Raw genomic sequence first — 26,697 nt, 5'->3', positions numbered from 1 at the left:
ATTTCGGAGTTTTCCCCAACTTGCTGGTCGGGTGTGACTCGATAGCGACACCTTCCACGCGTGCCGTGAATCCTCACCTTGCGGGAGGTTCAGCCGCATTTCGGCTTGCGATTTTGTTGACATCCCGGGGTGAAATGCCGATAGTGCCGGCATGCCGCCGAAAGGCGGCTTTTGATTTTTCTGATGCCCGGAAAAGTCAAGCCGCAGACACGTTTTTCCGCATCTCTTTTCGGAGGATCCGCGCCATGGCCGATGCCGCGCCGCTCTATGAAACCTATATGCGTGCCCCGCTCCGGTTCACGCGCGGGGAGGGCGTGTGGCTGATTGCCGAAGATGGCGAGCGATATCTCGATTTCGCCGCGGGCGTCGCCGTCAATTCGTTGGGCCACGCCCATCCGCATCTTGTCGCCGCGCTGAAGGACCAGGCCGACAAGGTCTGGCACCTGTCGAACCTCTACGAAGTCCCCGGCCAGGAAAGCCTCGGCCGCAGGCTGGCCGAAGCCACCTTCGCCGACAAGGTGTTCTTCACCAATTCGGGTGCCGAGGCGCTGGAATGCGCGATCAAGACGGCGCGGCGCTATCATTTCGCCAAGGGCCATGCCGGCAAGTACCATATCATCACGTTCGAAGGCGCCTTCCACGGCCGCACGATCGCGACCATCGCGGCGGGCGGGCAGGAGAAGTATCTCGAAGGCTTCGGCCCCAAGGCCCCCGGTTTCCTCCAGGTCCCCTTCGGCGACATCACCGCCGTCAAGGATGCGATCACCGAGGAAACGGCGGCGATCCTGATCGAGCCGGTTCAGGGTGAAGGCGGCATCCGCCCGGTTCCGAAGGAGTTCATGCAGGAGTTGCGCCAGCTGTGCGACGAGTACGGGCTGCTGCTCGTGCTCGACGAGGTGCAGTCCGGCGTCGGCCGCACCGGCCGCCTCTTCGCCCATGAATGGTCCGGCATCACGCCGGACATCATGGCGGTCGCAAAGGGCATCGGCGGCGGCTTTCCGCTCGGCGCCTGCCTTGCCACCGCGGAAGCCGCATCCGGCATGGTCGCCGGCACGCACGGCTCCACCTACGGCGGCAATCCGCTCGCGATGGCCGTCGGCAACGCCGTGCTCGACGTCGTGCTCGAAGACGGCTTCCTCGACCATGTGCGCGCTGTCGCCCTCGTCTTCCGCCAGGGCCTCGCGGCGCTGAAGGACCGCTTCCCGGAGATCGTCGAGGAGATCCGCGGCGAGGGGCTGATGCTCGGCATCAAGGCGAAGATTCCGGCTGCCGACCTGCTGAAGGCTGTGCGCGCGGAAAGGCTGCTCGCCGTCCCGGCGGGCGACAACGTGCTGCGGCTGCTGCCGCCGCTGACGGTGACGGCGGAAGAAGCGCGCGAGGGGCTTGCGCGTATCGAGCGGGCAGCAGAGAAGCTCACGGCCGCCAAGGCCGCCTGAGCAAAGGGACCGGGGACAGACAGGACATACCATGGCCAAGCATTTTCTCGACCTTTCCGCCGTTTCGGAAAGCGATCTGCGCGTCATCATGGACGATGCGCACAAGCGCAAGGCGGCCAGCAAGGCCGGTACGGAAGAGCGGCCTCTCGCCGGCAAGATGCTGGCGATGATCTTCGAGAAGCCCTCCACGCGCACCCGCGTCTCCTTCGATGTCGGCATGCGCCAGCTCGGCGGCGAGACGCTGTTCCTGTCGGGCACCGAAATGCAGCTCGGCCGCGCCGAGACGATCGGCGACACGGCGAAGGTCCTGTCGCGCTACGTCGACGCCATCATGATCCGCACGACCGACCATGCGCGCCTGCTGGAGCTTGCCGAGCACGCCACCGTGCCGGTCATCAACGCGCTGACGGATCTCACCCACCCTTGCCAGATCATGGCCGACATCATGACCTTCGAGGAGCATCGCGGCTCCACGAAGGGCAAGACCTTCGCCTGGACGGGCGACGGCAACAACGTGCTGCACTCCTTCGTCGAGGGCTCCGCCCGTTTCGGCTATACGATGAGGATGGCGGTGCCGATGGGCTCGGAGCCCGACGACAAGATTTTGAACTGGGCGCGCGACAACGGCGGCGACATCCTGCTCGGTCACGACCCGGAAGCGATCGTGGACGGCGTCGATCTCGTCGTCACCGATACCTGGGTCTCCATGAACCAGGAACACCGCGCCCGCGGCCACAACATCTTCCAGCCCTACCAGGTCAACAAGCAGCTGATGGCGCGTGCCGACAGGAACGCCCTCTTCATGCACTGCCTGCCGGCCCATCGCGGCGAGGAGGTGACGGACGAGGTGATCGACGGCCCGCAGTCCGTCGTGTTCGACGAGGCGGAAAACCGCCTGCACGCGCAGAAGTCCATCCTCGCCTGGTGTTTCGGCGTCGTCTGACGCCGCCTTGAAAAACGGGGCTGCCCGCACGATCTAGGGGCCATCACGGGGCGCTGCAAGGCGCTTTTGCTGGCGCATGCCCGCCCGGTATGGAATGATCGGGCGGCAGGGAGCGCTGAATCACGGTAGAACGCTGTCGGACGCGGCCGGGCTGATCGCCCGCCGGCATCGCGGCGTGCAAGGAGCAGAATGACGATGGCTGAAAGTGCCCTGAAACTCGGTGAACCCGGCTTTGCCGGCGACGACCATGTCCTGCCGTTCCAGGTGGAAGGCCTCGATGTGCGCGGGCGCGCCGTGCAGCTCGGCCCGATGCTCGACGGCATCCTGGGCCGGCACGATTATCCCGCGCCGGTTGCGCGGCTGCTCGCCGAGGCGATCACGCTGACCGTGCTGCTCGGCACCTCGCTGAAGTTCGAGGGCAAGCTGATCGTCCAGACCAAGGGCGACGGCCCGGTCGACCTGCTCGTCGCCGATTTTTCCGCGCCGCAGGATGTGCGCGCCTATGCCCGCTTCGACCAGCCGGCGCTCGACGCCGCCGTCGCCGAAGGCAGGACCGAGCCGCACGAGCTGCTCGGCAAGGGCGTCCTCGCCTTCACCATCGACCAGGGCCCGCACACCCAGCGCTACCAGGGCATCGTCCCGCTTGACGGCCACACGCTGGAAGAGATCGCCGGCGTCTATTTCCGCCAGTCGGAGCAGATCCCGACCAAGGTGCGTCTCGGCGTCGCCGAGCTCTACGACCGCGACCCGGCCGGCAAGGCCCGCCATCGCTGGCGGGCGGGCGGCATGGTCGCGCAGTTCCTGCCGCAGGCGCCGGAACGCATGCGGCAGGCCGATCTTCCGGGCGGCGACGGCGAGGAAGTCGGCCACAAGATCGACGACGACGACAACTGGGCCGAAGCCAAGGCGATGGTCGAGACGATCGACGCCGACGAATTGACCGACCCCAATGTCGGCACCGAGCGCCTTCTGTACCGCCTCTTCCACGAGCGCGGCGTGCGCGTCTACCAGCCGCAGCAGGTCTTCGACCGCTGCTCCTGCTCGCGCGAGAAGCTGAAAAACGTTCTGGCCGGGCTCAGCGCGGAAGAGATCGCCGAGACGGCGGACGAGGAGAACGAGATCGCGGTCACCTGCGAATTCTGCTCGACCACCTACCGCTTCGAGGCGTCGGAAGTGCTGCCGCAGTAAAAAAGGGGCAGCCTTTCCGTCCCGTCAGTTCAAGACCCGCACCTGCCCCGGCGTATCCAGCGAGAAGGCGGGGATGGCGACGTCGAAGGCTTCGCCGTTCTCCGCTTCCATGCGATAGCGGCCGAACATGATGCCGGAAGGCGTTTCGAGCGGGCAGCCGGAGGAATATTCGTAGGTGTCGCCCGGGCGCAGCACCGGCTGCTCGCCGATGACGCCCGGCCCGTTGACCTCGTCGACCTGGCCGTTCTGGTCGGTGATGTGCCAGTAGCGCGTCATCAGCCGCACGGCGACGTCCGAATGGTTCGCGATGACCACCCGGTACCCCCAGACGTACCGGCTGTCCTCCGGATCGGACTGGTCGGCCAGATAGTAGGGCTCTACGGTCACTTCGATGTCGCGGGTCAGCGCACGATACATGGGCAAGCCTTGAACTGGTTATATTCAGCTATTCTACAGCAATGTGGCTTCGTCAAGAATATGCAAAGAAGGCGCCGGCCCCTCCGGCCGGCGCCTTCTCGTTGTTTACCTTAATGGCAGCGGCTCACGCGCCGATCTTGGAAAGCGCCCGCGCGAAGTCCTCGACGAGGTCGTCGCTGTCCTCGATGCCGGCGGAAAAGCGCACGGTGCCGGCCGAGATGCCGAGTTCGGCGCGCGCCTCGTCGGTCAGGTTCTTGTGCGTCGTCGTCGCCGGGTGGGTGATGAGGCTCTTGGTGTCGCCGAGGTTGTTGGAGATCTTCACGACCTCCAGCGCGTCCTGCAGCGCGAAGGCCGCCTCCTTGCCGCCCTTCAGCTCGAAGCAGACGAGCGTCGAGCCGCCCGTCATCTGCTTGGCGATGACGTCGGCCTGCGGATGGTCCTTGCGGCCCGGATAGATCACGCGGGCGACCTGATTCTCGCCGGCGAGGAAATCGGCGATGCGGCTCGCATTCTCCGTCTGCTGCTTTACGCGCAGCGGAAGGGTCTCGATGCCCTTCAGGAGCGTCCAGGCATTGAACGGCGACATGGCGGGGCCGGTGTGGCGGAAGTAGTCGTGCAGGTTCTCGTCGATCCACTCTTTGTCGGAAAGCACGATGCCGCCGAGGCAGCGGCCCTGGCCGTCGATGTGCTTGGTGGCGGAATAGACGACGACATGCGCGCCGAGCTCCAGCGGCTTCTGGAAGAGCGGCGTCGCGAAGACGTTGTCGACGACGACCTTGGCGCCGATCTGGTTGGCGAGTTTTGCAACGCCGGCGATGTCGATGACTTCCAGCGTCGGGTTGGTCGGGCTTTCGAGGAAGAAGACCCTGGTGTTCTTCCGGATCGCCTTTTCCCAGTTGGCGAGGTCGCGGCCGTCGACCAGCGTACACTCGATGCCGTATTTCGGCGCCAGCGTCTCGACCACCCAGCGGCAGGAGCCGAAGAGGGCGCGGGCGGCGACGATATGGTCGCCGGCCTTCAGCTGGCAGAGGATCGCGGCGGAAACGGCCGCCATGCCGGAGGCGGTGGCGCGGGCGTCCTCGGCGCCTTCCAGCATGCACATGCGCTTTTCGAACATGTCGTTGGTCGGGCTGCCGTAGCGGGCGTAGATGAAGCCGTTCGTCTCGCCCTTGAAACGGGCTTCCGCGGCTGCGGAGGTGTCATAGACGAACCCCTGCGTCAGAAAGATCGCTTCCGCGGTTTCGCCATGCTGGGAACGGGTGGTGCCGCCGTGGACGAGTTGGGTGGCCGGACGCCAGGACTTGCTCATGTGATCGTCGCCTTCAAACAAAAAAACCGGCCGCGAAAGCAGGCCGGTTCGATACCCGGCCTTTTTAGCTACTTGTTTAACGTGGCTGCAAGCCGGCCGGCCAAATCACCACGGGATAACCCTGCTATTACTGCGCGCCCGCGCTTGCGTCAATTGCCGGCATTTGGTTTTGTTCGGACCTTCTGACGGGACGGGACGATCATGGCTTCTGCGGCACGCAGCACGGGCATTCTGGCGGACCACGCCATTCGCGGCTTGTTCGAAAGCGGCAGGCTGAAGAGCGAGGCCGTGCTCGACGGCGACCAGATCCAGCCGGCGAGCCTGGACCTGCGCCTCGGCGCAAAGGCCTTCCGCGTGCGCGCGAGCTTCCTGCCGGGGCCGTCCCACCTCGTCGCCGACAAGCTCGACCGGCTGCAACTGCACGTCATCGACCTCACGCAGGGCGCGGTGCTGGAAACGGGCTGCGTCTACATCGTGCCGCTGATGGAAAGCCTCGACCTGCCGGCAGGGCTCGCCGCCTCGGCCAACCCGAAGAGCTCCACCGGCCGGCTCGACATCTTCACCCGCGTCATCACCGACCGCGCGCAGGAATTCGACAAGATCCCCGCCGGCTATTCCGGCCCGCTCTATCTCGAGATCTCGCCGCGCACCTTCCCCATCGTCGTGCGCCGCGGCTCGCGCCTCTCGCAGATCCGTTTCCGCAAGGGCAACGCCCTGCTCGGCGAAAGCGAGCTGCTGGCGCTCCATGCATCCGACACGCTGGTCGCCAGCGAGACGCCCAACGTCTCCGGCGGCGGCATCGCGCTTTCCATCGACCTCAAGGGCACCGGCCCGGACGGCCTCATCGGCTATCGCGGCAAGCACCACACCTCGGTCGTCGATGTCGACCGCAAGAACCAGCACGACATCTTCGATTTCTGGGAGCCGCTGTTCAGCCGCGGCCGCAACGAGCTGATCCTCGACCCGGACGAGTTCTACATCCTCGTCTCGCGCGAGGCCGTGCACGTGCCGCCGCTCTATGCGGCGGAGATGACGCCCTTCGATCCGCTCGTCGGCGAGTTCCGCGTGCACTATGCCGGCTTCTTCGATCCCGGCTTCGGCCATGCCCCGGCCGGCGGCTCGGGCAGCCGCGCCGTCCTGGAGGTGCGCAGCCACGAGGTGCCCTTCATCCTCGAGCACGGCCAGATCGTCGGCCGCCTCGTCTACGAGCACATGCTGGACGCGCCGGAAGGCCTCTACGGCTCCGGCCTCGGCTCCAACTACCAGGCGCAGGGCCTGAAGCTCTCCAAGCACTTCCGTGCCGGATAACGCCGTTCCCGCAACGGCTTACGATGGCCGGCCTTAGCCTCGGACGACGCTGCCCTCTCCCAGATATTTCTGCTTTACAAAAGAAATTAAACGTTTTTATTATGATATAAACGTTTAACCCCGGCCGAGTAGCCCAAACGTTGCCGCCGACAGGGGAGGAATCCGTTGGCATCGATCCGTATCGAAAATCTCCGCAAGGGCTTCGGCGCGCTGGACGTGCTGAAAGGCATCGATCTCGACATCGCCGACGGCGAGTTCGTCTGCTTCCTTGGGCCCTCGGGCTGCGGCAAGAGCACGCTCCTTCGCTCCATCGCCGGCCTTGTGAAACTGGACGGCGGTGCGATCCGCCTCGGCGAGCGCGACATCACCCATGTGCCCTCCGCCAGGCGCGACATTGCCATGGTCTTCCAGAATTATGCGCTCTACCCGCACATGAACGTGCGCAAGAACCTCTCCTTCGGCCTCGCCCTCAACGGCATGAAGCGCGACGAGATCGACCGGCGCGTCGAGAGCGCCGCCGAGATCCTGCGCATCAAGGAACTGCTCGCCCGCAAGCCGCGCCAGCTTTCCGGCGGCCAGCGCCGGCGCGTCGCCATCGGCCGTGCCATCGTGCGCGAGCCGAAACTGCGACCGCGACGTGCTCTTCGCCTTCACCAAGCCGCCGGTGCACGGCTGGGCCGTCTCGCTGATCGAGGCCATGCAGCCCGGCTTCCTCACGCCGGAGCGCAGGGCCTACCTCAAGGAGAAGATCGGCCGGCAGGTCGACTACTGGCTGACCCACGCCCGCGCCGGCGAGGGCACGCTGCCGGGCTATTTCCACGGCAACGACAGCGGCTGGGACAACGCCACCTTCTTCGCCGAGGGCGGCCCCGTCGTCTCGCCGGACCTGCCGACCTTCCTGATCCTTGCCTGCGGCACGCTGGCCGACCTGCTGGAGGACGATGCCGTCCGCGCCGCCGCATGGCGCGCCAAGGCGGATGACCTTGGGAAAATGCTCGTCGAGAAGCTCTGGACCGGCGAGACCTTCCGCGCCCGGCTCGCGGACGACCCCGGACGTTTGCTGCCCGACCGCAACTTCATCCAGTTCATGCCGCTCCTGCTCGGCGACCGCCTGCCGCGCGAAATGGCCCGGAAACTTCTGGCCCGCCTCGGCGAAGGCGGCTTCGTCACCGAGTGGGGGCCGGCGACCGAAAGCCCCGATAGCCCCTTCTACGAGGACGGCGGCTATTGGCGCGGCCCCATCTGGGCACCGACGACGCTGCTTCTGTGGGATGGCCTGCGGCGGCAAGGAGAAATGGAACTTGCCCGCTCTGTTGCGGAAAAGTTCTGTTCTCTTGCCTCCAGAAACGGTATGGCGGAAAACTTCGATGCCCGGTCGGGGAGGGGGTTGCGGGACAGGGCTTTCGCCTGGACCTCTGCGGCCTATATTCTCCTCTCCGCCTCCCTCAGCCAGGAACAATCGTGACGAGCCGAGACGCGATGCCAAGACCGACGATCAAGACCATCGCGCAGGAAACAGGCCTTTCGATCGCCACCGTGTCGAAGGCGCTGAACGACAGCCCGCAGGTGCGGCCGGAAACGCGCGCCATCGTCGTCGCCGCCGCAAAGCGCGTCGGCTACCAGCTCAACATGCACGGCGTGCAGCTGCGCACCGGCAAGACATACCAGGTCGCCGCCATCATGACGGCCCCCGGCCCGAAGCAGAACGAATGGGAAGGCGTCGAATACGCCCAGCTCCTCAGCGGCATCTCGTGGGCGCTGGAGGAAAGCCCCTACCGCGTCTCGCTCTATGCCGTGCGCAATTTCGAGGAGAGCCTTGCCACCATCCGCCAGATCGTTTCGCTGAGGAAAGCCGACGGCATCATTGTCTCCGGCACGAGGGCCGACGATCCGCGCGTGCGCATCATGCAGGACGCGGATTTCCCCTTCGTCACCTACGGCACGACGATCCGCAACGCCCCGCACGCCTATGTCGACGCCGACAACGAGCAGATGATCCGCCACTCCGTCGCGCGCCTTGCCGGGCGCGGCCATCGCCGCATCGCGCTCATCAACCCGACGGCGGAACTCAGCTATGCCATCACACGTTTCGAGGCCTACCGCCGCGCGCTGGAAGCGGCCGGCCTTTCTTTCGATGCCGCGCTCGTCGCCCACGGCCGCCTGACCCCCGCCTTCGGCCGCGAGAGCGTCCTCACCATGTCCGCCCTGCCGGATCCGCCGACCGCCTATATCTGCGCCAACGAGGCGTCGGCCCTCGGCGCCTTCTCCGGCTTCCACGCCCGCGGCCTCGTGCATGGCCGCGACGCCGTCATCAATGCCACCGACGATCTCAACGTCAGCCAGTATTTCGCCCCGCCCATCACCACCTATTTCCTGCCGATCCACGAGCCGAGCGAACTCCTCGGCCGATACATCCTGCGCCGCATGGAGGGCGAGCCGCCCGAAGCGCTCCAGGCCCTCATCATGCCGAAGCTCATCGAGCGCTCCGACGACCGGCTGACGCGTTAGCAGGGACCTCCGCCATGCCCCTCGCTTGACACGCCGGACGAACTGTTGAATGACTGCGTTCCATCGGCGCTGCCCTGCGGGTATGATGTAATGGTAGCCTGTCAGCTTCCCAAGCTGAACGCGCGGGTTCGATTCCCGCTACCCGCTCCAGAAAATTCAATTATTTACGGCGACGGCGTGTCACGCGTTTCACTTCATGTCACTCGCTGGATTTCGCCCGCGATTCGGCTCGTGCCTGGGCAACCTTGCGGCTTGCCTCAAGGCCATCGCCGCGGCTGTACCTTTTCGTCATCTCAGTAGTCGTGTGCGTGGCAAGTTCTCGCGCCACCTCAATCGAGCCCGTCGCTTCTATCGTCTCCGACACAGCTCCTGCGCGCGTGTCCATCGACCACACGTCATCCGGCACGCCTGCCGCTTTCCGCACCATGGAGAACTTCTTGATGTAGCGGTCGCTCCAGTAGGGCTTGCCGGTGTCCTCGTCGAGGACCACAGGGCCGATATCCGGGATGACGTAGGCTTCAAGGGCCTCCATGACGAGCGGGCAGGTGGACAGGTCGCGCGCCACGTCCGCGCCGGTCTTGCTCGTCTTCACCTTGAGGATGAGCTCTTTCGACAGGTCTTTGCGCATCAGCCCAGACCAGCGATAAGGTCCGCCTTCCGGCGGCGGTGCCCACTCTCCAATGACATCGATACGGCGAAGGGCCGTTTCAAACTTCACGGCCTCGACGAAGCCGATGGACGGGCAATTCATTTCGATGCTCTTCCTAACGATGGCCGCGCACTGCTCGTAGGTCATTGCGACCTTGCGCGGTGCCGGTTGCTCGAAGCGCATGTCGGCAAGGATTTCCCGCGCCTGGCGGCATCCCCGTAATCGCTCGCCGGCTCCATAGGAGATTATGAGCCGAAGGAGCTTGATCGCGCCCGCGGCCCTCCTGTGGCCCTTCTTCCGCCATTGCTCGTACCAGCGCTTGAAGTCGGACGAACGGAGGGCGTTGATGTCCCGGCTGCCCACATTCTTCTCCAGCACCCGCAAGCTCGGCTCATAGTCTCTGATACGGGTCGAGTGCTTCACGGTATGCAGGGAACTGGTTGGATCGGTGCGAAACAGTTCGATCAGCGATTTGATCGTGCCGTCGAACTTCACCGGAGCGTCCTTCGCGTCAAGATCCGCGCGTAGCTGGGCGGTGCGACGTTGGCATTCTTTTGCCAACTCCTCATCGGTGAGGCCGTCCGCGAGCCTCACCGTGGTCAGGAACGCGGGAGCGCTTTTTATCGCTCTCCTCGGGTTCCAGTAATGGACGCGCGTGCCGTCCTTGTTGTCCCGGTACTGATAGCCGGGCCTGTCAGTCCTCATCCCAATTTTCCTTTCCATCAGGGGCGTAAGTGCCCACCCCTGACGTGCCGGCCGATCCCGGCGGAGTGTCAATGCTCGCCGGGCTGTGGATAGTGGGGATTATGGTGACAACCAGTGACCGCAGGTCCACTTGGAGAGCGGCGCCCTGACACTTCGCGGCCTTGATCAGCCGCTCGACGTCAGCCTGCCGAAATGCCGCTCGGGACATCACCGGCCTCCTCGCTGGGTCGGGCAAACTGAGGAAACCGTCGGCGCGCCTCATCAGCATAGACCTGTACATGCCGGCCTTCTGGGAGGAAATCCGAGCGCATCGGGGTCACAAGATGCGCGCTCGGCGGCTGCCGTTGTTCCCCGGCTATGTCTTCATCCGGCGTGATCCGAAGCACGGCTTCAAGCCGGTGAAGGATGAGGTTGAGGGGGTTATCGACTTCGTTTCGGTCAAGCAAAGGCCGGTGATCTTTGCCGAGGACGATATCCGCTTCCTGATGATCCAGATGTTCGAGCGAGAACAGGCGTTCAGATTCCACAGGGCGGAAGTGGCAGAAAAGGCGCGCTTCAATCGGCGGCAGCGGCTGAATGCGGAGTTGGGACGCCATCTGCCGCGCGGCCGGGGGCGCAAGGTCTCGCTTCGGATACATGCCGAAGCCTGCATCAACAGTCTGCCGGCGGCCTCGCGACAACGGGTTCTGGGAATTATGTCCGCACTGGACGGCATCGATCAGGAATATGGTCTTGCGGATTTTCGTGATCCGGTATAAATTCCTGCTTCTCTGGGATGTCGAGATTTGCGCCCTCCATGCTTCGCGCTGGACAGCTGCCGGTCCCACTGCCGGAAATATGCATCCGGCGCGATGGGGGAAATGCGTCCTGAGATCAGGTCAAGCGATGCAATCGGACATCACATTTTCTTTGTGCAGCTAGTTTCGTGCGTGATGGTGCTATTAAGGCCGACGGTGACCTTCGTTTCGATCTTCTCGCAACCAAACATGTAAATCCCCACCGTACCGAGAACTGTTACAGACCCGCCAATCACGAGCCATGCAATGATAGGCAAGGGGTCGTCGGTGACAGCGAGGGTTCCGCGAGCCTCATCGCCTCGAACGTCAAAGAAGGTTTTCTCAACAGACGCCCCGCCGGATTCGAACGTATATGAGTGCCGTGGGACGATTCGCTCCTGCGAAATGGCTTGTACTGATGCGATGTCGGGGACGTCCAATTCAGCTGGCACGCGGACCGTCCAAGGCACGGACACTCCTTCAGTTGTATGCAAAACATAGCCTTCGAAGACGTAGTCTCCATCCACCGGCTCTTGTCCTGCGGTAGCATAAAGCGACGACATGAAGATCGATCCATCGCTTTGGTATGCGGCTTCCACGGTAGCGAACTGGCTATTTGCTGAAGCCCCGGACGGGATAGCGATGAGCGACGCGGCGGTTAGCAAGCGTAGTGGCTTCAGCATGAGTTTTCTCCCCCAAAGTTGGCAAGCGCGTAGCAAGATGCAACGTCTGGGCGCAGGAGTCGATAGCTTCAATCACCTCGCACGTTCTCTCCGTTCGTGCGTCGGTCGGCCGTAGGGCCGGAACACCCTACGGCCATTCATCACAAGCCGGCGACTTTTCGTAGATCGTCGTTCATTCGGCTTTGCCAGCCTTTGCCGGTGGCTTTGTAATGCTCCACAAGATCGGGATCGAGGCGGATTGTAACCGGCGTCTTGGTGACATTGGCCTTCGGGCGTCCCCGGACAGCCTTCTCCATCTTCTCCGCGATATCGGGGAAAGCTTCCTTGAACGGGCGAGCGGATTTCATTTCCTCCTCGGTCAGGGGAGGATTATCGGATACGGCGTCCCAGTCCTCTTTCGAATAGCCACGTCCGGGCTGGAACTCCTCGTGGCGCTTGTACTTGATGGCCATCAGATCAGGCTCCTTTCGTCTTTCCGGGCCGGGCGCATCGAGATAACCGAAAGCGCCTCGGTGCCGAGGGTTACGAAGATCACGACGACCGTTCCGTCTGCGAGGCGACCAATCGCCTTCGAACGGCCAGCCTTGGCAGGAACGACCACCGAGGTAAGGAAGAATTCGAAAGACAGGTCCGCGAAGTCGAGGCCGTGCTTCTCGATATTGGCAATTCGTTTCGGTTCGTCCCATACGATCTTCATATAATGTACGTACGATAATTCAGGTCGCGAAGCAAGGATTATTTGTACGTACGGGAATTATTTTTGTACATACAGGGAAGCGATGCCGTCTTGCCCCACAGCTCATCGATCCCCCATGCGAGGTGATCGCCAGCAGCAGCGCCGAAAGGACGACAGGTGAAGCCAGATCATCGCCCATCGGCCCGCCAACGTGGCTATGACAGCAAATGGGAGAAGGCCCGCAAGGCCTTTCTTGCCCTGCCGGAAAACCAATTCTGCGAGCGGTGCAAGGCCGCCGGCCTGCTCAATGCCGGCAACCTTCGCATGGACGGCTCTGCCCAGACGAACCCGAGGCGAATGCACCTGGTCGTCAACCACCGTATCCCACACAAGGGCGACCAACGCCTCTTCTGGGATCGCTCGAATTGGGAAGTCGCCTGCCCTGACCACCACGACATCCGCATCCAGCAGGAGGAGCGGGGAAAGATCAGGACCGGGACGGGAGCGGATGGCCGCCCCCTCGACCCGAACCACCCATGGAACCGTTAAGGCGGCTGACCTCACCCGAGAATCGACAGTCGCGAAAGAATGTTGCGCTATGGAGCATGATTCTGCCGAGGGGGAGGGGTATCAAAAGTCCAGGTGCCAAAGGGGGCTGGACCGCCCGGGGGCAGCGTTCGCACCGAAAGCATATTTCAAACAGAAAAGTTGAGGGCACCCCGTAGGGGTGAAATGTCATGGACGTGATCGACGGCAGTGGCTCGATCGTGCCGGAACCCAATTGGGGACTGCTTCTCACGGATGAGCTGGAGGTCGAAAGCGCGCGGGAGTACTGGCGTTTGGTTACGACCGAAATGCGGGAGCGGAACATTCTGTCTCCGATCAACCGGCATTCGATCCAGCGACTGATCATGGCCTACGTGATGTTCGATCGCACGTCGCGAACCGTCGCGGAACAGGGGCCGGTCCTGAAGCCGAAACGAGGCAACCCGAAATCGATCGCCAGGATGAACCCGCATTATACGGCGATGCGTGAAGCCGGCGCCGACGCTGACCGGATCGAGGCGGAGCTTGGTCTTTCGCCTCGCCGCCGCAACGCTGCCGGCAAGATCGAGAAGAAGGCGAAAGTGAGCCGCGCAAGTGACGCCTATCTCAAGCCGGTATCCAAATGACCCGACCACCAATTGGGCGCGGGATGCAGTCGAAGGTCGCCTCGTCGTTGGGGAACTGGTCGCAGGCGCGGCCGAACGGCATCTGAAGGATATCATCGACGGATCCAGCCGGGATCTGTACTGGGCGCCGGATAGGGCGGCACATGCAATCGGGTTCTTCCCCGCGATGCTCTCGATTACCGAGGGTGCAAAGGTGGGCGAGCCCTTCAATCTGCTGCCCTGGCACACCTTCGTCGCCGGGTCGCTGTTCGGGTGGCGCAAGTCTAGCGGCCGCATGCGGTTTCGGTCTGGCTGGCTGGAGACAGGGAAGGGTCAGGCCAAATCGCCGTTCATGGCGGCGGTCGGGCTGTATATGTCCGGCTTCTACGGCATCCGCCGTGCCAAGGCGTTCGCGATCGGGCAGGACAAGGCCACGGCCAACGTCTTGTTCAAGGACGCTGTGTCGATGTGCCGGGCTGATATTCCCGGCCACGACGAAGGCGACAGTCTTGTGTCGCGCGAGGTAGCCGTCATCCGCGGCGAGGGTGACAACGCCTGGAAGATCGAGTTTCCGGCAACGGAGTCGGTGTTTCAGTCGCTGGCGAACGGAGAGGCGGTCTCAGGCCCGAAGCCCACGCTGGTCGCGGCTGACGAAATCCACGAGTTCAAGTCGAACACCTCGATCGAACTGTGGAAGCGCGCCATCGCGAAAATGCCGGGTGATGCCCTGATGCTGCTCGGCACGAACACGCCGGCGTCGACGCAGATCGTCGGCACAGACTATTCGGAATTTTACCAGAAGGTCGCAAGCGGCCAGATCAAGGACGACGAGGCTTTCGCCTTCATCGCCCGGATCGACAAGGCTGACCGAGAAACGGTCTTCGAGAATGAGGCGTGCTGGCCGAAGGCTCTGCCGGCGCTGGGTGTGACATTCCCGATCGAGAATATCCGGGGCGAGGTGAACACCGCCAAGGTGCTCCTGTCGACAGCGTTCTCAGTGAAGCGGCTGTACTTCGGCGTCCCGATCGGCTCGACCGATTTCTGGATTGCGGAAGACGCATGGTCGGCGGTGCAGGGAGCCGTCGATGAGGCCAAGCTGAAGGGCTGCAAGTGCTGGCTCTCGCTCGACCTCTCGGAAAAGAACGACCTGACCGCGTTGTCCTGCTGCTGGCTGGATCGGAGCGGGAAGCTTCAGGTCAAGACCTGGTACTGGACGACACGCGAAGGGATCAAGGAGCGAGGGCTTGCCGACAACGCTCCGTATGAGGAGTGGGCGGCTGACCCGAACGTGACGCTGACGGCCGTCCCGGGGGCGGTCATCGACAAGACGTTTGTAGCCGCAGAGGTGGCGCGGATCTGCCGAGAGCACACCGTCGAGTTTCTTGCGTTCGACCCGGCCGGCATCGCGGACTTCATGGCCGCCTGCAAGGACATCGGGTTCCCGGTGTGGCGCTTCATGGGTTCCAAGGAGCCGAAGGGTGTAGGCCTGAAGCTGGTGAGCCATGCGCAGGGCAAGAAAGTACTGTTCGAAGACAAGCAGCTCACCATGCCGCGGTCGATCGAGAAGCTCGAGGATCGCATCCTCAAGCGGACGATCGTGATCGACAGTTCACCGGTAACCTACTCGTGCGCAGCCAACGCGGCGCTCGACTATGACGCCCAGAACAACCGAGCGTTCGACAAGAACCGCTCAAGAGGAAGGATCGACGGCATGGTCACGGTAGCAATGGCCGTCGGCGCGGCAGACAACGAGCTCGTCGAGGCGAAGAAGTCGCCATACGCGACACGCGGGATTCGGATGGTATAGCCGGATGGGAATTTTTAATCGCCTCTGGCCGGGTGGCAGCAAGGCCGCCGGCAAGTCAACGCCACGCGCCAGCGGTGAGGAATATGTCGGCCTCTCGCTGACGGACCCGAAGATCATCGATTTCCTGCGCGATGGCCTGCTGGCGGCATCCGGCTTCACGGTGAATGTCGAGACGGCCCTGAAGAATCCTGCAATGTTCCGGGCTGTCAGCCTGATCTCGAATTCAATCGGCATGCTCCCGCTTCATCTGAAGAACCAGGAGACAAAGGAAAAGGCTATTGACCACCCGCTGTTCAAGGTGCTGCACCGCAAGCCGAACAGCTTCCAGTCGGCGTTCGATTTCCGGGCAACGATGCAGCTCCGCGCGCTGGTCCACAAGAACGCCTATGCGTTGATCTTGCGGTCCACGAGCTTGCGAACAGGTAAGAAGATCATCACCGGGCTTGTGCCGCTCGATCCGCGCCGCATGTCGGTGAAGATGCTGCCGGACTGGACGCTCGACTATGTCTACCAGCCGGTAACGGGGCCGAGGGTAAGATACCGGGCTTCCGATATCTTCCACCTTCGCGGTGCGTCGCTCGACGGCATCAACGGGTTCTCGCTCGTTGAACAGGCCCGCGAGGCAATCGGCCTTGCCCTGTCTGCCGAGCTCGCGGCGGGTCGCATCTTCAAGAACGGCTCATTCATTGAGGGCGTCATAGAATCTGCGGAAGAAATGAGCGAAGACGCTTACCTGCGTCTGAAAACCTCATGGGCTGAACGCCATACCGGCGTCGACAATGCTGGCTCGACGCCGATCCTCGAAGGGGCGCAGTACAAAGTCGTCGGCTCGACGGCACGTGATGCGCAGATGTCCGAACTGCGCAAGCTGCAAGTCGAGGAAATCGCCCGCGTAACGGGTGTGCCGCGCCCGCTTCTCATGGTCGATGAGACAAGTTGGGGTTCTGGCATCGAAGCCCTGGGGCAGTTCTTCGTCGCGTACGCACTCGGCCCATGGTTCGAAGCGTGGGAACAGTCGATTGCACGCTGCCTCCTCGATGACGACGAGGCAGAAATCTACGAGGCGAAATTCAACCCCGGCGCATTGCTGCGCGGCTCTCTGAAGGATCAGGCAGACTACTTCGCGAAGGCGATGGGGGCCGGCGGTCACCAGGGCTGGATGCATTACGACGAGGTCCGTGACGTCATGGACCTGCCGGAGCGCGAAGCACCGGTCAACCCGATGATGGGCCATAACGGCGGCCCGGCGATCGACGACCCCGAACCTGAACCCAAGTCGAAGCCGAAGAAGAAATCTCCTGTCGAGGACGACGATGATGACGAATAACCCATCCGCCGCCAAGCCAAAACCGTCTGCCGTGCTTGTCGGCACCTCCGCCGCGCGGCCGCCGCGTGGAGCGCTCGGCACACCGAAAGCCGGGACGCGACCGGGCGCGCTCCCGCTTCCGGCCAACCGCGAGATTTGCGCCTTCACCAAGCCGAACGTTTTCGACCGGTGGACGGACGAGGCGTCTGGCGTTCGGGCACTGGAGAAGGGCGACAACGTCGTTACCATGTTCGAGGTGATCGGCGAGGACTTCTGGTCCGGCGGCGGCGTGACGGCGAAGAAGGTGGCCTCGCAGCTCAAGGCCAACCGCCAGCTGCGGGGCATGGGCGTGCGTCCGCGAAGGAAGGTGATGTGAGCGTTCCGTCCTATCCTTCCGAGCTTCCGCCACCGCTGAGGGCCGATTATGCCGAACAGTCCGGAGAGGGGCGGGCGGTGTTCCGTCCCGACGCCGGCCCGCCTTCGGTTCGCCTGAAGTTCGCGGCCGTCGTCGATACCGTCCCGTTCTCGACCTCCCTGGAACGGTGGCAGCTCGGCGTGTTCGACAGGTTCTTCAGCGAGACGCTGAAGAAGGGAACGCTTCCCTTCACCATGCCGGCGCCGCTGATCGATGGGTTTGCGATGCTCGATGAAAATTGCGAGCCCTTGCTTGATGAGAACGATAAAACTCTTCTTTTCCCGGAAACCATGCTCGTCATGTTCGCCGATCAGGGATTGCCGCAGCGGATGCAGGTCGACGTCGAGGAATACCGCGTGCGGTTCAGCCTCATGAGGCTCCCGGCATGAGAGCGATATCGCCCACGGCCCGTCGCCTGCTGGACAGCACGGCCATCCCGAACGACGAGGTGGTGCTGCTGCGCATCCGGCATCCGGACCTCGACGAGGACATCCTTGTCTCGTCCGACGCGACGGAGATGGTCAGCGTCTCCCCGCTCCAGTTCGGCACGCGCTCGACCTGGCTGGGCGAGGAGAAGGTCTTCCTGACGATCAGCATGGGGATCGACCTGCCGGACGACACAACGGACGCGCCGATGGCCGCGTCTTTGGTGCTCGACATCCTCGATAGCCGTATCGCGGAGGTGCTGACCTCGACGCACGAGCCGGCGACCGTCGACATGGCGGTGGTCCTGCGCTCCAGCCCGGATTTCATCGAGCGCCAGTTCCTCGGACTCCTGATGGAGGGAGCGGAGGGCGACGGCGGGAGCGTGTCGCTCTCCTTCGAGCGTCGGAAGATCCACGAGGATCCTTGCCCGCGCGACCGCACGACCAAGGAACGGTTTCCGGGGCTGCATTTCTGATGGCGATGCACTGGAGCGCGTCCTACGTCGGCATGCCCTACGCGGACGAGGACCGCGGCGCGGCCGGGTGCCATTGCTGGGGCCTGCTGCGCCTGGTCTTCGCCGGCGAGCGCGGCATTGCCCTGCCGAGCTACCAGACGACCGGCCCGGACGATCTCGCGGACATTGCCGGGCTTGCCCAAGGCGAGATCGCAGCGGGCCGGTGGGTGCGCGTCGACGCGCCGAGGGAATTCGACGCCGCGCTGTTCCGGCGCGGCCGTCATGACAGCCATATCGGCGTGATGATCGACGCCAGACACATGCTCCATAGCGACCGCCAGTCGGGCGGCGCCATCGTGGAGCGCATCGACACCGGCCGCTGGGCCTCGGCCTTCGCCGGCTTCTACCGACATCGGGACCTGATCTGAGCATGAACGCAGCGCAATCGACAGCACCGGCCTTGCAGCCGGGGGGCGGAGCCGTGCCGGTGACGATCATGCCGGCTTTCGATCCGGCGGAAGCCCGCATCCGGTTCTCCGTGCCGCACGGCGCGACGATCGCCGAGATCCTGCGCATCGGCATGTCAGCGATGCCGCCCGCGGAGCGCATCCGTGTCGATCTCGTTTCCGACCGCGGCGTCTGCTTCGTCGACCGCGCCGTCTGGCGGCACGTGCGGCCGCATGCCGGCGTCCATGTCGTCGTCCGCGTCATCCCCGGCGGATCGTCGATGCGCTCGGTGCTGTCCCTGATGGTTTCGGTGGCGGCCGCGGCGCTGGCCGGTCCCGTCGCGGGCCTGCTCAACGTGACCAGCGCCTTCGGCAAGGCCGTCATTGGCGCGGGCCTCATGATGGCGGGCGGCCTGCTGCTGAACGCGCTCTTTCCGCAGCAGGGCGAGAAGAAGGAGAAGCCGAACTACGTCATCTCCGGATGGCAGAACGAGTTCTCGCCGGATTCCCAGGTTCCGCTGGTGCTCGGCAAGGTGCGCTATGCGCCGCGCTATGCCGCGAGAACCTATACCGAGGTGGTGGGGGACCGGCTTTATCTCAGGACGATCTTCCTCGAGGGATACGGGCCGGTCGTGCGCAGCGAGCCGCGCATCGGCCGGACGGACCTGTCGAAGTTCGACGAGATCGAGGAGGAGACGCCGACGGGCCTTCCGGAAGACCCGCCATTGACGCTCTATGCGACGCAGGTCCTGGAGGAAAGCATCGGGACCGAGCTGGTGCGTGAGCGGGAGCGCGACGACTACGGCGAATTCGTCGGCCCCTTCGTGGAAAAGCCCATCAGCCGGTTCACCGCCCGGGACGCCACGGCGGCGACAATCATCCTGATCTTCGAGAACGGGCTCAACCGCCGCGACGGCGATAAGGTCAAGTCGCGCGCGCTCGACCTGAAGTTCGAGATGCGTCTCGTCGGAGAGGAGGAGTACACCTATCTCGGGACGCTGACCCCCAACGAGAAGAAGACCGTTCCGTTCTTCCGCGCCGTCACCTTCGACCATCCGGTGCGCGGGCACTACGAATACCGGATCACGCGCACCTCCGACAATTCGGACGATGCGAACATCAGCGACAAGGTGAAGTGGTTCGCCCTCCAGAGCCACCGGCCGGAGTACCCGATCAACTTCCCCCGGCCGCTCGCGCTGCGGGCCATGCGGGTGAGGGCAACAGACCAGCTCAACGGCACGCTCGACACCTTCAACGAGGTCCTGTCGTCGCCGGCGCGCGATTGGGACGGCGCGGCCTGGGTGGCGCGGGAGACGCGGAACCCGGCCGCGCTCGCCGTCCACGTCTTGACGGGGCACTGGTGCCCGAAGCCGGCGGCAGACGGCGAGATCGACTGGCCGGTCTTCGAGGAATGGCACGAGGAATGCACCGAAAAGAACCTCGCCTTCAATCGCGTCATCGACTTCGACGCAGGGCTTGACGAGGTGCTGGCAATGGTCGGCGCCGCCGGCCGCGGCGCCGTGTGGTGGGACGGCGAGAAGTGGACCGTCACGATGGACCGGAAGCGGACCTTCGTGGTCGATCACATCAGCACGCGCAACGCCTCGAACATCCGCTGGTCGACGACATATTTCGAGCCGCCGGACGGTCACCGGGTGACCTTCCTCGACGAGACGAACGATTACGAGGAGGGCGAGCGCGTCGTCCCGTGGCCCGCGGACGTGCGGTACGAGACCAAGGCGGACATGCTGGCGGACCTGTCGCCGCGTCACAAGGCCCGCGCCGAGGTCTATGCCGACCCGGTGGAAGCGAACAACGCCTACTATCGCAAGGACGGCAGGAGCGGCGAGGGAAGCTGGCAGGATGCTCCCCTCGACGTCGTCGAGGCGACGGACCTGCCGGGCGTGACGAACCCGGATCAGATTTGGCTGGAGATGCGCCGCCTTCAATACGAGCGGATGTACCGTAACACGGTCTATACCGCCACGCAGCCGGGCTCCGTGCGCCGCGCCGCGCCCGGCGACATGGTGATGCTCGCCCGTGACGTCCTGGTCCGGGCCATGCATGCCGGCCGGGTGACGGCCGTCGCCGGCCGTCGCATCGAGGTCGACGCGATCTTCGTCATGGAGGAAGGGCAGGACTACGCCATCCGCTGGCGGCGCTATACCGGCGACGACGACACGGTGGGCGAATCCATCCTTCGCCAGATCAAGACGATCGCCGGCGAGAACCGGGCGGTGACGCTCGTCGGCACGGGAGAGGTGCCTGGCGTCGGCGACCTCATACATTTCGGGCCGATGGCGCAGGAGAGCATTCCCGTCATCGTCGCCGGCATCGACCGCGGCGAGGACAACGCCTCCATCCTCCAGATGCTGCCGGCCGCCGACGAGATGCACGACCGGCTTGCCGCGGAAGTCCCTCCGCCGTGGAACGGGCGCGTCGGAACCGATCTCGGCGGCTCCAGCGCGCCGCCGGCCGTGCCCGTCGTTGTCGAGGTCGCCACCGGCGTCACGGGTACGGACGATCCCGATGGACTAGTCATTCGCCTGCGGCCGGGCGGCGGCGCGGTGGAGGTCAGGGAGTTCGAGGTCCGCCACCGTCTCGACGGCGCGGGAAGCTGGTCGGGGACGGTCTCCGTCCTGGCAGGCGCCGGGGCGGTCTCGATCCCCGGCTATGCCGCCGGCGACACGGTGGAGTGGGAGCCTCGGGCGATTTCGGTCAACAACATTCCGAGCGCATGGGGAACGACCCGAGAAACGACGATCGGGGCGGACGATCCGGTTGCGCCCGACGCGCTCAATTCCGACCTGATCGTGGTCACGGGCGGCCTCGGCAAGGGCGACATCTTCTTCACCATCCCGGGCGACACGGAGAACATCACCCATGTCCAGCTCTACCACAACGTCACCGGCGTCCTCGATGCCGGAACCGACGCCGTCCTTGCTCCCGTCGCCGTTGAGGCCGGAGGATCCTACGCCCGCGTCCATGGTGATGCTTCGCGCGCGTCCCTCCTCGCAAACGGTGACTTCGCTGCGGCAGCTCCTCCCCCGACGCTCGGAACCGGATGGACCGTAGCAGGCGGGAAGGCGAACCGGGCGGCGGGGACGGCCGGGGCGATCGCCTGGACCGGTCTCGGCCTCTCCGCCGGCAAGACCTATCGCTTCGGCCTCACCGTCGACAGCCTCAGCGGCTCCGGCGCCAGCCTGACGCCGTCGCTGACCGGCGGGGCCGGGGTTGCCGGATCCGCGATCACGACGCCGGGGGCGAGTCTCGGCGCACTCACCGCCGTCAGCGGCAGCGCCGGGTTCTCCATTGCCGCCAACGCGGCCGCAGTTGCCGAGATCGACAATGTCAGCCTCTACGAGGCGTCGGCAGCCAGCCTGCCGCAGGGCACCAACTATTTCTGGCTCCAGCCCGTCAATGACGGCGTGGCCGGGCCCGTCTCCGGACCCTTTGCGGTCATCGTCATCTAAACCGAACATCGAGAGAGAAGAGCATGGCAACGGGAGTCCGTCTCACCGACAAGGAATCGTCCGCGACCGTCGAGAGCCTGGTCGGCCTGCGCACCAATCCGGTGACGAAGGTCACGCCGATCGCGGTCGACGATCTTGCCGAGCAACTGCTTGGCGGCGAGATCGGCGACGCGATCGCTGGCGCCGCCGCCGGCCTCAAATCGGCGAAGACCTGGGCCGAGTTGTCCGCAGTTGTCGGCACGGCCGAACTGCAGAAGGGCGAGGTTACCGACGACGCCGGAACGCATACCGATCCCGTGACCGGACTGACTGTCCCCAACATGGGTACGTATAGCTGGAGCGCGTCGCCGGCAGGGTGGACGCGTACCGGCGACTATGCGGATCCGGCTACCGCAGTTGAGGCGAAGGCGGCCGCCGATGTGGCGGCAACGACCGCCGTTGGCGCGTCGGTCGTCGCCGGTGAGGCGGGAATATGGCAGCTCAGCGGCAACAACCTCGGCGTGACCTTTGCCATTTCCGCCGACGACGGCAAGATGCCCTGGGGCGTGTTGCCGGACGGCTCCTATTACGCGGGCGCACTGCTGACCGAGATCAACTATGCAGGCAACAATCTCGGCCTCGTCGACGGCCTGGTGGGTGCGGGCGGGCGATTGCTCTGGGGTGTCGACCGTTGGGGCGGCGAGTGGATCGGCGGGCAGTATTCCGAACCGCTCGGAAGTAACAATCTCGGCCTGATCTGGGGTATCGTCGGGGACGATGGCAAGGTGCCGCTGGGCGTGAGGTCCGATGGCTCGTTGATCGGTGCGCTGGCGCTCCAGGACGTCGGTGCGGTCGTGTGGGAGGCCGGCGGCAATCTCTACGGCCTGCTCGGCACACAGGAGGTGCAACTGACCTCGACAGGCAAGTATGATCTGCCCCGCGTCGTCGGCGAGCATGTGCATTTCCGGTCCACGCGCCGGCGCGACGTGTCGATGACCTACCGGGTCGCCTACAACAACCCAGGCAAACTGGAGGTCTTCTATGCGTCCCGCAAGGCCAACGAGGCCAGTTTCACGATTGGTCAGTCACTCGCGGAGGGCGGAGACGTCGCGATTACCACGACGCCGCCGTTTCCGAGCAACGCGCTCAAGTTCGCAAACGGTCCAGTCGGCAAACAGTCAGAGGTGTTGACCGGCCCGCTCGTGCCGCTGGCCGAGGCGGTCAACGAGACGATTTCGACCGGGATGGCCCGCAACATTCTGGCCGACGAGTTGGATCGCACGCTCGTCATGGCCGGTCAGGCGTGGGGCGGAAAGACCTATGCCGAATTGAAGAAGGGCGCGGCGGACGGCGTTTACGAAAAGGTGATCGCGCAGGCCGTCTATCTGGCGGGGCTGCCCGGCGGCGCTCATTGCCGTGCGGTGAACGTCATCCACGGCGAGGCCGATGGACTGATCTCCAACGTCAACTATGACGCCGACTTGCGCGAGTGGCTTGACGACCTCAACGAGGACATCAGGGGCGCCTTGGATCAGTCCGACCGCATCGTCATGCTCACTTGCCAGACGTCGAGCGCGGCCGGCTATCGCTCGATCGGCGTCCGCGACACTTTCACGACGCCGTTCCTTCAGCTCAAGGCGTCGGAGGAGAACGATGACATCTTTCTCGTCGGGCCGAAGTACCACCTGACCTACCTTGACCATTCGCACATCGATGCAGCATCGACGCGCCTGTGGGGCGAATACTATGGCAAGGTCTACCGACGCGTCGTCATCGAAGGCGAGGACTGGCGACCGCTGAGCCCGGCGACGATCACGGTGGACGGATCGGACGTCGTCATCGACTGCCATGTGCCGGTCGCGCCCATCGTCATCGATACGACAGCCGTCACCGATCCCGGCAATCTCGGCTTTAACCTGCTGGACGCGGGTGGCGCGACGATCACCGGTGTTTCGGTGACGGGTCCTGCGCAGATCACCGTCGCTCTCTCGGCACCCCCACAGACCGGCTGGCGGCTGTCCTATGCCTTCCACAATGGTGCGGCCTCGGCCGGCAGCAACTCCGGGCCGACGACCGGATGCCGGGGCTGCATCCGGGACAGTGACCCGACCCTTTCAGCCTACACCGTCGCGCCGCTTCGCAACTGGCTCGTCGCCTTCCAGCACATCTTTTAAGGAGCACAATCAATGGTCGGACGCATCATTCGCACCGGGCAGACGTTCAGCGCGGACCTGCCCATCCTCATCAACTACGATTATCGCCGAATCCTTGACCAGATCCTCGCCTTGCCGTCGCTGCGCGCGTTCTACGATTTCAGCGATCCCACCAAGATCACGAAGGACGGCAGCAATCTGGTTGGCCAGGTGCTCGACCTCGGCCCCAACGCGTTGCACCTCACCGCATCGTCTGGTGACCCCCCGACCTATGCGGAAGGCGCCATGAACAGCGTGCCGGCGGTACAGTTCAACGGGTCGAACAAGCTCACCAACGCCAACCTGTTCTCCGGATCGATGCGCCTCACCGTGTCGGCAACGCTCTACGCGACAGGCGCGGACGGCACCAGCCGCATCTTCCTCGGCGACGGGAATACGAACAACGCGAACTTCTATACGAACCAGTCGTTCTTTTTCGCGATGGGCGGAAACGCCTCGCAGGCCGTGAGCGGTATCAAGACGTCGATCAAACACTACCTCGCCACCATGAACGACGTCACCGACCGGGTGACGGTGCGCTCCGGTCTCGCCGCCCCGACCGTTGGTGCGCTGACCTACTCTCGTCCGTCCGGCTCCGGCAATGTCGGCGCGTGGAACGATGCCGTCACGACCAACCGCTATAACGGCTATATCGGTCATCTCGCCATTCTGGACGAGGACGTCAACGCCAATGCCGCCGTGACGTCGCTGCTCCACGAATATTGCGTGCGGCGGTATCGCACGGCGATGTAAGGAGGGGAGAGCCCGAACGACCGGCAGTTCTCGACCTAGAACATTACCAGCACCGGCATCAGCGCCAGGATGCTGATCGTGAGTGCCGCTCCTGCGACCCTGCCGATTTGGACCTGTCGCTTTTCGATCAGCGCAAGACGTCTCTGCAATGCCCCAGCTCCTCTTGATTTCCCCGGACGCGACTATCGCCGCGTAGGGTTAATGCTGGCTTAACCGGACCGGTGGAGGCGCTGCGCCTCTGTCGACCAATCTCATAGCCCCTCGAAAGGAAACCCACCATGAACCGCTCCGCGTTCTACGCGTCGGCGCGCCAGCGCGCGTCCGGCATCTTCGGCACGTCTCTATCCCAAGCCCAGGTCGACGGGTGCGAGGCCATTCTCGATGAGGCAGAGAGGCGAGGCACGCCGCTGAAGCAGCTCGCATACGTTCTCGCCACGACCTATCACGAGACGGGCGGCCAGATGCAGCCGGTGAAGGAAACCGTTTATGCATCCAGCAAGGACCGCAATCCATCGGACGAGACGGTCATCAAGCGTCTTGAAGCGGCATGGAAGGTCGGCAAGCTCGGGAGCGTCAAGACGCCGTACTGGCGCAAGGACGCGGACGGAAAGGCGTGGTTCGGCCGTGGCCTCGTCCAGATCACCCACAAGGCGAACTATTCGAAGCTCGGGCTGCTGATCGGCGTCGATCTCGTCAAGGACCCGTCGAAGGCGCTGGAGCTTTCCACGGCGGTCAAGATTCTCTTCGTCGGGATGGAGCTTGGCAGCTTCACGGGCAAGGCGCTTTCCGACTACATCAGCGACGGCCGCGCCGACTACGAGGGCGCGCGCCGGATCATCAACGGCACGGACAAGGCGGCGAAGATCGCCGGATATGCGCAGGCCTTCGAGCGCGCGCTTGTCGCTGCCGGTTACAGCAGCAAGGCGAAACCGGTGTCCGGCGGCACTCAACCGACGCCAGAGCCGCCTACTGCCGGCGCTGAGGTCGGTTCGCTACCGGCAAAGCCCGTCGCGAATACCGAACGGAGCCCTACTTCCTCCGGCAACTGGCTCGCTTCCCTTCTCTCCGCGCTCTTCAACCTCCTGAAAGGAAAAAAGTGATGGTCGCCGTCCTCTCCCGCATTGCCTTGCGCTATCTCGCAGCCGCGCTGGTGACGGCCGGCTATCTCGACGCCGACGTCGGCAACCAGATCGGCGCCGATCCCGATCTCCTGATTCTCGTTGGCGCCGGTATCGGCGTTGCCGTCGAGATGGCCTATGCCGCGGCCAAGCGTCTTGGATGGGCCACATGAGCATACTCGCCAAGCTTCTCGGCTGGCTCACGGGAGGCACGCTGGACCGCATTCTCGATACCGTCGATCACAAGCTCGACAACGAGACGGCGCGCGAGCGGATCAAGACCGAAGCCGTCGAAGCCTACATTACCGCCCAGGCGTCCGTCCTCGCCGGCCGGGGCTGGTGGTTCCCGCTGTTCTTCATCGCGCCGCTCGGCCTCTGGTTCGGCGCGGTGTGCGTTTATTCCGTCCTATGGTGCGCGCGCTGCGCCTATCCGCAGGACTGGTCGATTGCAGCGCTTCCGTCGCCGCTGAACGATTGGGCCGGCATCATCGTCGGCTCACTGTTTCTCGCCAAGACCGGCGAACAGATCCTTGCGAAGTGGAAATCGAAATGACCGCATTGAAACCCGTGGAGGAGGCC

General features: G+C 64.2%; 27 protein-coding genes, 1 tRNA gene, 1 pseudogene and 1 riboswitch. Of the genes and pseudogenes, 23 read left to right on the top strand and 6 right to left on the bottom strand.

The annotated features are described in order from the left end of the window. The first annotated feature begins 245 nt into the window (after positions 1-245). From ACIIOY_RS10265 to ACIIOY_RS10255, 3 genes are all read left to right on the top strand, one after another. Positions 246-1,436 carry an aspartate aminotransferase family protein gene (locus ACIIOY_RS10265; protein WP_411034563.1) on the top strand — a complete coding sequence of 397 codons (1,191 nt, stop codon included), beginning with the start codon at positions 246-248 and terminating at the stop codon, positions 1,434-1,436. Positions 1,437-1,467: 31 nt separating this feature from the next. Then, the gene (gene argF, locus ACIIOY_RS10260) at positions 1,468-2,379 is read left to right on the top strand and encodes an ornithine carbamoyltransferase (protein WP_411034562.1); all 912 of its coding nucleotides are present in this window, start codon (positions 1,468-1,470) and stop codon (positions 2,377-2,379) included. Between the two features lie 195 nt (positions 2,380-2,574). Next, positions 2,575-3,567, top strand: a complete 993-nt coding sequence (locus tag ACIIOY_RS10255) for an Hsp33 family molecular chaperone (protein ID WP_411034561.1) — start codon at positions 2,575-2,577, stop codon at positions 3,565-3,567. A 24-nt stretch (positions 3,568-3,591) separates the two neighbouring features. On the opposite strand, the gene apaG is transcribed toward ACIIOY_RS10255, so the two are convergent. Together apaG and ACIIOY_RS10245 are read right to left on the bottom strand one after the other, a co-directional pair. Continuing rightward, positions 3,592-3,984, bottom strand: coding sequence for a Co2+/Mg2+ efflux facilitator ApaG/CorD (gene apaG, locus ACIIOY_RS10250; protein WP_411034560.1), 393 nt, complete (start codon positions 3,982-3,984; stop codon positions 3,592-3,594). 124 nt (positions 3,985-4,108) lie between these two features. Next, positions 4,109-5,293, bottom strand: a complete 1,185-nt coding sequence (locus ACIIOY_RS10245; protein WP_411034559.1) for an O-succinylhomoserine sulfhydrylase — start codon at positions 5,291-5,293, stop codon at positions 4,109-4,111. 43 nt (positions 5,294-5,336) lie between these two features. Further along, positions 5,337-5,415, bottom strand: a riboswitch (SAM riboswitch). 79 nt (positions 5,416-5,494) lie between these two features. Between ACIIOY_RS10245 and ACIIOY_RS10240 the strand changes: the two genes are divergently transcribed. The 5 genes and pseudogenes from ACIIOY_RS10240 (at position 5,495) to ACIIOY_RS10220 (ending at position 9,259) form a co-directional block, all read left to right on the top strand. Then, entirely contained in the window at positions 5,495-6,601 is a 1,107-nt protein-coding gene (locus tag ACIIOY_RS10240) for a 2'-deoxycytidine 5'-triphosphate deaminase (RefSeq protein WP_411034558.1), read from the top strand. Between the two features lie 165 nt (positions 6,602-6,766). After that, a pseudogene (locus tag ACIIOY_RS10235) lies at positions 6,767-7,228 on the top strand (ABC transporter ATP-binding protein); the annotation flags it as partial. Positions 7,229-7,238: 10 nt separating this feature from the next. Continuing rightward, complete coding sequence (locus ACIIOY_RS10230) at positions 7,239-8,066, top strand: amylo-alpha-1,6-glucosidase (protein ID WP_411034557.1); 828 nt, start codon at positions 7,239-7,241, stop codon at positions 8,064-8,066. A gap of 14 nt (positions 8,067-8,080) precedes the next feature. Beyond that, a complete protein-coding gene (locus ACIIOY_RS10225; RefSeq protein ID WP_411034752.1) occupies positions 8,081-9,109 on the top strand; it encodes a LacI family DNA-binding transcriptional regulator in 1,029 nt (342 codons plus the stop codon). A gap of 76 nt (positions 9,110-9,185) precedes the next feature. Further along, positions 9,186-9,259, top strand: a tRNA-Gly gene (locus tag ACIIOY_RS10220). Between the two features lie 49 nt (positions 9,260-9,308). On the opposite strand, the gene ACIIOY_RS10215 is transcribed toward ACIIOY_RS10220, so the two are convergent. Beyond that, positions 9,309-10,463 carry a site-specific integrase gene (locus tag ACIIOY_RS10215; RefSeq protein WP_411034556.1) on the bottom strand — a complete coding sequence of 385 codons (1,155 nt, stop codon included), beginning with the start codon at positions 10,461-10,463 and terminating at the stop codon, positions 9,309-9,311. A gap of 161 nt (positions 10,464-10,624) precedes the next feature. Between ACIIOY_RS10215 and ACIIOY_RS10210 the strand changes: the two genes are divergently transcribed. Beyond that, positions 10,625-11,221, top strand: a complete 597-nt coding sequence (locus ACIIOY_RS10210) for a transcription termination/antitermination NusG family protein (protein WP_411034555.1) — start codon at positions 10,625-10,627, stop codon at positions 11,219-11,221. 140 nt (positions 11,222-11,361) lie between these two features. Here the strand turns inward: ACIIOY_RS10210 and ACIIOY_RS10205 are convergent, their stop codons facing one another. The 3 genes from ACIIOY_RS10205 to ACIIOY_RS10195 all read right to left on the bottom strand — a co-directional run bounded on the left by ACIIOY_RS10205 (position 11,362) and on the right by ACIIOY_RS10195 (position 12,619). Continuing rightward, on the bottom strand, positions 11,362-11,922 hold the full coding sequence (locus tag ACIIOY_RS10205) for a hypothetical protein (RefSeq protein WP_411034554.1): 561 nt from the start codon (positions 11,920-11,922) through the stop codon (positions 11,362-11,364). A 140-nt stretch (positions 11,923-12,062) separates the two neighbouring features. After that, entirely contained in the window at positions 12,063-12,374 is a 312-nt protein-coding gene (locus tag ACIIOY_RS10200; protein WP_411034553.1) for a BrnA antitoxin family protein, read from the bottom strand. Beyond that, positions 12,374-12,619, bottom strand: a complete 246-nt coding sequence (locus ACIIOY_RS10195; RefSeq protein WP_411034552.1) for a BrnT family toxin — start codon at positions 12,617-12,619, stop codon at positions 12,374-12,376. The genes ACIIOY_RS10200 and ACIIOY_RS10195 overlap by 1 nt, the downstream gene beginning before the upstream one ends. A gap of 156 nt (positions 12,620-12,775) precedes the next feature. Between ACIIOY_RS10195 and ACIIOY_RS10190 the strand changes: the two genes are divergently transcribed. From ACIIOY_RS10190 to ACIIOY_RS10125, 14 genes are all read left to right on the top strand, one after another. Beyond that, the gene (locus ACIIOY_RS10190) at positions 12,776-13,147 is read left to right on the top strand and encodes a hypothetical protein (protein ID WP_411034551.1); all 372 of its coding nucleotides are present in this window, start codon (positions 12,776-12,778) and stop codon (positions 13,145-13,147) included. A 188-nt stretch (positions 13,148-13,335) separates the two neighbouring features. Further along, positions 13,336-13,770, top strand: coding sequence for a P27 family phage terminase small subunit (locus tag ACIIOY_RS10185; RefSeq protein WP_411034550.1), 435 nt, complete (start codon positions 13,336-13,338; stop codon positions 13,768-13,770). Continuing rightward, positions 13,739-15,556 (top strand): terminase large subunit, encoded by a 1,818-nt coding sequence (locus ACIIOY_RS10180; RefSeq protein WP_411034549.1) that lies wholly within the window; start codon positions 13,739-13,741, stop codon positions 15,554-15,556. The genes ACIIOY_RS10185 and ACIIOY_RS10180 overlap by 32 nt, the downstream gene beginning before the upstream one ends. Positions 15,557-15,560: 4 nt before the next feature. Continuing rightward, positions 15,561-16,883, top strand: a complete 1,323-nt coding sequence (locus ACIIOY_RS10175; protein ID WP_411034548.1) for a phage portal protein — start codon at positions 15,561-15,563, stop codon at positions 16,881-16,883. Next, positions 16,873-17,238: a hypothetical protein gene (locus tag ACIIOY_RS10170; protein WP_411034547.1), complete on the top strand. Its 366-nt coding sequence runs from the start codon at positions 16,873-16,875 to the stop codon at positions 17,236-17,238. Before ACIIOY_RS10175 ends, ACIIOY_RS10170 begins: the two co-directional genes overlap by 11 nt. After that, the gene (locus ACIIOY_RS10165; RefSeq protein WP_411034546.1) at positions 17,235-17,666 is read left to right on the top strand and encodes a hypothetical protein; all 432 of its coding nucleotides are present in this window, start codon (positions 17,235-17,237) and stop codon (positions 17,664-17,666) included. Before ACIIOY_RS10170 ends, ACIIOY_RS10165 begins: the two co-directional genes overlap by 4 nt. After that, positions 17,663-18,178, top strand: a complete 516-nt coding sequence (locus tag ACIIOY_RS10160; RefSeq protein ID WP_411034545.1) for a hypothetical protein — start codon at positions 17,663-17,665, stop codon at positions 18,176-18,178. The genes ACIIOY_RS10165 and ACIIOY_RS10160 overlap by 4 nt, the downstream gene beginning before the upstream one ends. Continuing rightward, positions 18,178-18,585, top strand: a complete 408-nt coding sequence (locus ACIIOY_RS10155) for an NlpC/P60 family protein (protein ID WP_411034544.1) — start codon at positions 18,178-18,180, stop codon at positions 18,583-18,585. Before ACIIOY_RS10160 ends, ACIIOY_RS10155 begins: the two co-directional genes overlap by 1 nt. A 68-nt stretch (positions 18,586-18,653) precedes the next feature. After that, positions 18,654-22,076, top strand: a complete 3,423-nt coding sequence (gpJ, locus tag ACIIOY_RS10150) for a TipJ family phage tail tip protein (RefSeq protein WP_502226618.1) — start codon at positions 18,654-18,656, stop codon at positions 22,074-22,076. A 23-nt stretch (positions 22,077-22,099) separates the two neighbouring features. Further along, positions 22,100-24,229: a hypothetical protein gene (locus tag ACIIOY_RS10145; RefSeq protein WP_411034542.1), complete on the top strand. Its 2,130-nt coding sequence runs from the start codon at positions 22,100-22,102 to the stop codon at positions 24,227-24,229. A gap of 12 nt (positions 24,230-24,241) precedes the next feature. After that, positions 24,242-25,000: a hypothetical protein gene (locus ACIIOY_RS10140; RefSeq protein ID WP_411034541.1), complete on the top strand. Its 759-nt coding sequence runs from the start codon at positions 24,242-24,244 to the stop codon at positions 24,998-25,000. Between the two features lie 278 nt (positions 25,001-25,278). Further along, a complete protein-coding gene (locus tag ACIIOY_RS10135; protein WP_411034540.1) occupies positions 25,279-26,100 on the top strand; it encodes a glycoside hydrolase family 19 protein in 822 nt (273 codons plus the stop codon). After that, positions 26,100-26,291 (top strand): hypothetical protein, encoded by a 192-nt coding sequence (locus ACIIOY_RS10130; RefSeq protein ID WP_411034539.1) that lies wholly within the window; start codon positions 26,100-26,102, stop codon positions 26,289-26,291. The genes ACIIOY_RS10135 and ACIIOY_RS10130 overlap by 1 nt, the downstream gene beginning before the upstream one ends. Continuing rightward, the gene (locus tag ACIIOY_RS10125) at positions 26,288-26,671 is read left to right on the top strand and encodes a hypothetical protein (protein WP_411034538.1); all 384 of its coding nucleotides are present in this window, start codon (positions 26,288-26,290) and stop codon (positions 26,669-26,671) included. The genes ACIIOY_RS10130 and ACIIOY_RS10125 overlap by 4 nt, the downstream gene beginning before the upstream one ends. Positions 26,672-26,697 lie beyond the last annotated feature (26 nt).

It is taken from the genome of Shinella agrisoli (assembly GCF_046557955.1).
In the GTDB taxonomy this organism is placed as follows: Bacteria; Pseudomonadota; Alphaproteobacteria; order Rhizobiales; family Rhizobiaceae; genus Shinella.
Note: the sequence above shows the minus strand (reverse complement) of the source record. Positions and strands in the feature narration are given on the sequence as shown.

What these genes read in the sequence shown, in the direction of transcription:
- ACIIOY_RS10265 (WP_411034563.1), top strand. Translation starts at nt 246, where the DNA reads ATGGCCGATGCCGCGCCGCTCTATGAAACCTATATGCGTGCCCCGCTC.
- argF (WP_411034562.1), top strand. Translation starts at nt 1,468, where the DNA reads ATGGCCAAGCATTTTCTCGACCTTTCCGCCGTTTCGGAAAGCGATCTG.
- ACIIOY_RS10255 (WP_411034561.1), top strand. Translation starts at nt 2,575, where the DNA reads ATGGCTGAAAGTGCCCTGAAACTCGGTGAACCCGGCTTTGCCGGCGAC.
- apaG (WP_411034560.1), bottom strand. Translation starts at nt 3,984, where the DNA reads ATGTATCGTGCGCTGACCCGCGACATCGAAGTGACCGTAGAGCCCTAC.
- ACIIOY_RS10245 (WP_411034559.1), bottom strand. Translation starts at nt 5,293, where the DNA reads ATGAGCAAGTCCTGGCGTCCGGCCACCCAACTCGTCCACGGCGGCACC.
- ACIIOY_RS10240 (WP_411034558.1), top strand. Translation starts at nt 5,495, where the DNA reads ATGGCTTCTGCGGCACGCAGCACGGGCATTCTGGCGGACCACGCCATT.
- ACIIOY_RS10225 (WP_411034752.1), top strand. Translation starts at nt 8,081, where the DNA reads ATGCCAAGACCGACGATCAAGACCATCGCGCAGGAAACAGGCCTTTCG.
- ACIIOY_RS10215 (WP_411034556.1), bottom strand. Translation starts at nt 10,463, where the DNA reads ATGAGGACTGACAGGCCCGGCTATCAGTACCGGGACAACAAGGACGGC.
- ACIIOY_RS10205 (WP_411034554.1), bottom strand. Translation starts at nt 11,922, where the DNA reads ATGCTGAAGCCACTACGCTTGCTAACCGCCGCGTCGCTCATCGCTATC.
- ACIIOY_RS10200 (WP_411034553.1), bottom strand. Translation starts at nt 12,374, where the DNA reads ATGGCCATCAAGTACAAGCGCCACGAGGAGTTCCAGCCCGGACGTGGC.
- ACIIOY_RS10195 (WP_411034552.1), bottom strand. Translation starts at nt 12,619, where the DNA reads ATGAAGATCGTATGGGACGAACCGAAACGAATTGCCAATATCGAGAAG.
- ACIIOY_RS10185 (WP_411034550.1), top strand. Translation starts at nt 13,336, where the DNA reads ATGGACGTGATCGACGGCAGTGGCTCGATCGTGCCGGAACCCAATTGG.
- ACIIOY_RS10175 (WP_411034548.1), top strand. Translation starts at nt 15,561, where the DNA reads ATGGGAATTTTTAATCGCCTCTGGCCGGGTGGCAGCAAGGCCGCCGGC.
- ACIIOY_RS10170 (WP_411034547.1), top strand. Translation starts at nt 16,873, where the DNA reads ATGACGAATAACCCATCCGCCGCCAAGCCAAAACCGTCTGCCGTGCTT.
- ACIIOY_RS10160 (WP_411034545.1), top strand. Translation starts at nt 17,663, where the DNA reads ATGAGAGCGATATCGCCCACGGCCCGTCGCCTGCTGGACAGCACGGCC.
- ACIIOY_RS10155 (WP_411034544.1), top strand. Translation starts at nt 18,178, where the DNA reads ATGGCGATGCACTGGAGCGCGTCCTACGTCGGCATGCCCTACGCGGAC.
- gpJ (WP_502226618.1), top strand. Translation starts at nt 18,654, where the DNA reads ATGCCGGCTTTCGATCCGGCGGAAGCCCGCATCCGGTTCTCCGTGCCG.
- ACIIOY_RS10145 (WP_411034542.1), top strand. Translation starts at nt 22,100, where the DNA reads ATGGCAACGGGAGTCCGTCTCACCGACAAGGAATCGTCCGCGACCGTC.
- ACIIOY_RS10140 (WP_411034541.1), top strand. Translation starts at nt 24,242, where the DNA reads ATGGTCGGACGCATCATTCGCACCGGGCAGACGTTCAGCGCGGACCTG.
- ACIIOY_RS10135 (WP_411034540.1), top strand. Translation starts at nt 25,279, where the DNA reads ATGAACCGCTCCGCGTTCTACGCGTCGGCGCGCCAGCGCGCGTCCGGC.
- ACIIOY_RS10130 (WP_411034539.1), top strand. Translation starts at nt 26,100, where the DNA reads ATGGTCGCCGTCCTCTCCCGCATTGCCTTGCGCTATCTCGCAGCCGCG.
- ACIIOY_RS10125 (WP_411034538.1), top strand. Translation starts at nt 26,288, where the DNA reads ATGAGCATACTCGCCAAGCTTCTCGGCTGGCTCACGGGAGGCACGCTG.